We start from the raw sequence: 3,267 nt of genomic DNA, 5'->3' as shown, positions 1-3,267 counted from the left end.
CGCCCCAGGCGCGGGTCGCCGGGTGGGCGGAGCGCAGGTGGCGGGCGCGGGCGAGCAGGGGCAGGGCGTCGCCGACGGTGAGCAGGAGCGCGGGGACGTCCTGCGGGCGGACCTCGCCCCCGGCGCCGTACGGCCGGACGACCGTGATCTCCTCGCTCAGGGCGCCGGCCGTCTCGGGGAGCGGGGCGTCGAGCGGGTCCCAGAACGCGACGCGGCCCCGGCGCGGCGGCGTACCGGGCAGGAAGACGGCGGCGCAGCGCGGCAGACGGGTGTCGTCCGCGTCCTGCGGCGGCGGTGCGGTGCTCATCGGTCCTCCCTCCCGTCCGTCGCGGCCCGGCGGCCGCGTCCTGGCGCTCCGCGCCTGGTCAGCACGGTGTCGTCCTCTGGTCGGCGAGTCTAGGCGGGAGGTCTGACAACGCCCCGGACAAGGGTCCGACCGCCGCCGTTCCCGCAGCTCGTACGGGTCGGACGACGGCCGGGGACCGACCGCGCGGAGAGGTCAGTGGTGGGCGTACGGCTTCGAGGAGGCGTCCGGACGCGGGGCCGGCGTACCGGACTCCGCGGGCCGCGCGCCGTCCGGCGCAGGCGTACCGGGGTCCCCGGCCGGCCCGGCCCGGCTACCGGCGTCCGGCGCCTGCGCGACCTCGGGGGCGGGCGCCCCCTGCTGGGCCCGTTCCAGGAACCGCAGCAACTCGACCGGGAACGGCAGGACCAGCGTGGAGTTCTTCTCGGCCGCTACGGCCACCACGGTCTGGAGCAGCCGCAGCTGGAGCGCCGCCGGCTGGGCGGACATCTCGGAGGCCGCCTCGGCCAGCTTCTTGGACGCCTGGAGCTCCGCGTCCGCGTTGATGACCCGGGCGCGCCGCTCACGGTCGGCCTCGGCCTGGCGGGCCATGGAGCGCTTCATGGTCTCCGGCAGCGAGACGTCCTTGATCTCGACCCGGTCGATCTGGACGCCCCAGCCGACCGCCGGGCTGTCGATCATCAGTTCCAGGCCCTGGTTCAGCTTCTCCCGGTCGGAAAGGAGGTCGTCCAGCTCGCTCTTGCCGATGATGGAACGCAGGGACGTCTGCGCCATCTGCGAGACCGCGAAGCGGTAGTCCTCGACCTCGACGACCGCGCTGGCCGGGTCGACCACCTTGAAGTAGATGACGGCGTCCACCCGGACCGTGACGTTGTCCCGGGTGATCCCGTCCTGGGCGGGCACGGGCATGGTCACGATCTGCATGTTGACCTTGCGCAGCCGGTCGACGCCCGGCAGCACCATGGTGAACCCCGGCGGGCGCACCTCGTCGCGGAGCCGGCCCAGCCTGAGGACCACGCCTCGTTCGTACTGTCTGACGACCCTGGCGGCCGCCGCCAGATACAGGGCGCCCACCGCCGCTGCCGCGACCACCGCGATCACGAGTGCCTGGACCATGACGGCCCCCTGCCGGCCGGAAGAGCCCGGCCATCGGCGCCGCACCTCTTCGTGCGCTAATACCACGGTATGCCTGGTTTCGCTCGGGGGCGAACCCCTGCGCGTACGCCCGGTGGTGCCGCGCTCCCCCGCCCGGCCGCTTCCCGGATGCCGGGGCCCGGGGAAGCGGGCAGGGTGAACGGCACCGGCACGTACACCCGCGGTGTGCGTGGTGACGAGACAGACGAGGATCCGCCCATGCCCGTGATCGACCGCCGACGCCGCCGGCTCGGCATCGCCGCCCAGGCCGTGTTCCTGACCCTCACCGTCGCAGGCTGCTCGGGCCTCGGCCGGACCGCGGTCGGCCCGGTCATCTACACCACCGAGCGGGACGCCGTGATCGAGGTGAACAGCCCCTCGGTCAAGGGCTGCCACCGGCTCGCCCCGGCCGGCGCGAAGGCGGTGGCCAACGAGACCCTGGTCGACATCGTGCTGTACCGGACGCCCGACTGCACCGGCAAGGGGACGACGTACGTGGCGACCACCTTCTCGGACGTCAACGCGCCGAACGCGCGTCCCTGGCGCAGCTTCAGCACCATCCACTGACCGCCGGGCAGGCAGCTACACGGGCACCGCCCGCACCCAGACGCCGTCGTCCGTGAGACAGCGGTCCACCTTCAGGCCCGCCGCCGCCAGGTGCCCCTCGAACGCCTCCTCCGTCAGCGGCCGGGCCCGGAAGGTCTGCGTCCACCGGGCGTCCGCGAACTCGTACTCCGCGCGCACCGACCGCACCCCGTCGCCGACCGGCTCCGAGGAGACGATGCGCACCGTGTAGCCGGCGGGGTGGACGCGCTCGCGCGGCAGCGCTTCGTGGTAGTCCGCCCCCTCGCGCTGGATGAGCACCACGCCTCCGTCGCGTACGTAACGCCGGCAGGTCCGCAGCAGCCCGTCGCGCACCTCGTGGTCGCCCGCGTGGACGAGGAACGACGCGAGCATGACGACGTCGAACGTCTCCTCGCCGAGGTCCAGCGACTCGATCGGGCCGCACACCGTCCGCGCGCCGCGCACCCGCTCCAGCATCTGCGGCGACTCGTCCACGGCGGTCACCCGGAAGCCCCGCTCGATCAGCGGGTGCGTCACCCGGCCCGCCCCGCAGCCCAGTTCCAGGATGTGCGCGCCGGCGGGGACGGCCGCCTCGATCAGGTCCGGCTCGTCGCCCACGGCCAGCCTGCTGTACAGCTCGACCGCGCAGCCGTCCGGGGTGATCGCGCCCGGACCGGTCCCCTCGTAGCCCTCGCGTACCAGTTGTCCGCTCATGACTGCCGAACGACCGTACCGGGCCCGGCGTTCCCGCCCCTCAGACCGAGCGGCGCGCGACCAGGGCCGCGCTCAGGTGCTGGAGGTCGGCGGGGCGGGCCGGGGAGAGACCGGTGAGGCGGTCGATGCGCCGGATGCGGTAGTCGACGGTGTTGGGGTGGACGTGCAGCGCCGCCGCCGCGGCCCGGCGGTCCAGGCCGTGTCCGAGGTACGTCTCCAGCGTGTGCAGCAGCTCCGGCTTGGCGTCCAGCGGGCTCAGCAGCCCGGCGAGCCCGCGCAGCGCCTCGCTGGGCCGGCTCAGCTGGTACTCCAGGAGCACATCGGCGAGCCGGTAGAGGCCGGGAGCCCGGCCCGTGCGGGCCACCAGGTCCACGATCTCGCCGTTGCGGGCCACCGCAGCCGGCACCCCGTCCGGTGACGCGGTCTCGGCGGCGGCCGTGACGGGGACGCCCGCCGCCCGGGTCGCCTCGGCGATCAGCCCGCACAGCCCGCCGGGCCCCTCCCACGGCGGCGGCTCCGCCACGGGCAGCAGCACGGTGCCGCCGGACGCG

Annotated in this window: 4 protein-coding genes and 1 pseudogene; 1 reads left to right on the top strand and 4 read right to left on the bottom strand. The window is 74.7% G+C overall.

The genetic code is table 11. The features are described 5' to 3' along the window. Together G3I41_RS11150 and G3I41_RS11145 are read right to left on the bottom strand one after the other, a co-directional pair. Nucleotides 1-307: pseudogene (locus G3I41_RS11150) on the bottom strand (ATP-dependent helicase); the annotation flags it as partial. 192 nt (nucleotides 308-499) lie between these two features. Then, complete coding sequence (locus G3I41_RS11145) at nucleotides 500-1,420, bottom strand: slipin family protein (RefSeq protein ID WP_164400044.1); 921 nt, start codon at nucleotides 1,418-1,420, stop codon at nucleotides 500-502. A gap of 237 nt (nucleotides 1,421-1,657) precedes the next feature. On the opposite strand from G3I41_RS11145, the gene G3I41_RS11140 reads away from it, so the two are divergent. Next, entirely contained in the window at nucleotides 1,658-2,005 is a 348-nt protein-coding gene (locus tag G3I41_RS11140) for a hypothetical protein (RefSeq protein WP_164400043.1), read from the top strand. A gap of 15 nt (nucleotides 2,006-2,020) precedes the next feature. On the opposite strand, the gene G3I41_RS11135 is transcribed toward G3I41_RS11140, so the two are convergent. Next, nucleotides 2,021-2,716: a class I SAM-dependent methyltransferase gene (locus G3I41_RS11135; RefSeq protein WP_164400042.1), complete on the bottom strand. Its 696-nt coding sequence runs from the start codon at nucleotides 2,714-2,716 to the stop codon at nucleotides 2,021-2,023. Nucleotides 2,717-2,756: 40 nt separating this feature from the next. Next, on the bottom strand, nucleotides 2,757-3,267 hold a 511-nt coding region (locus G3I41_RS11130; protein ID WP_164400041.1), incomplete at its 5' end, for a helix-turn-helix domain-containing protein.

Origin of the sequence: Streptomyces sp. SID9727 (assembly GCF_010550605.1) — a bacterium.
Lineage (GTDB): Bacteria > Actinomycetota > Actinomycetes > Streptomycetales > Streptomycetaceae > Streptomyces.
This window is presented reverse-complemented; position numbering and strand designations above follow the sequence as displayed.

Bases quoted from the DNA above. Each gene is read 5' to 3' on its own strand.
- G3I41_RS11145 (WP_164400044.1), bottom strand. From the start codon at position 1,420: ATGGTCCAGGCACTCGTGATCGCGGTGGTCGCGGCAGCGGCGGTGGGC.
- G3I41_RS11140 (WP_164400043.1), top strand. From the start codon at position 1,658: ATGCCCGTGATCGACCGCCGACGCCGCCGGCTCGGCATCGCCGCCCAG.
- G3I41_RS11135 (WP_164400042.1), bottom strand. From the start codon at position 2,716: ATGAGCGGACAACTGGTACGCGAGGGCTACGAGGGGACCGGTCCGGGC.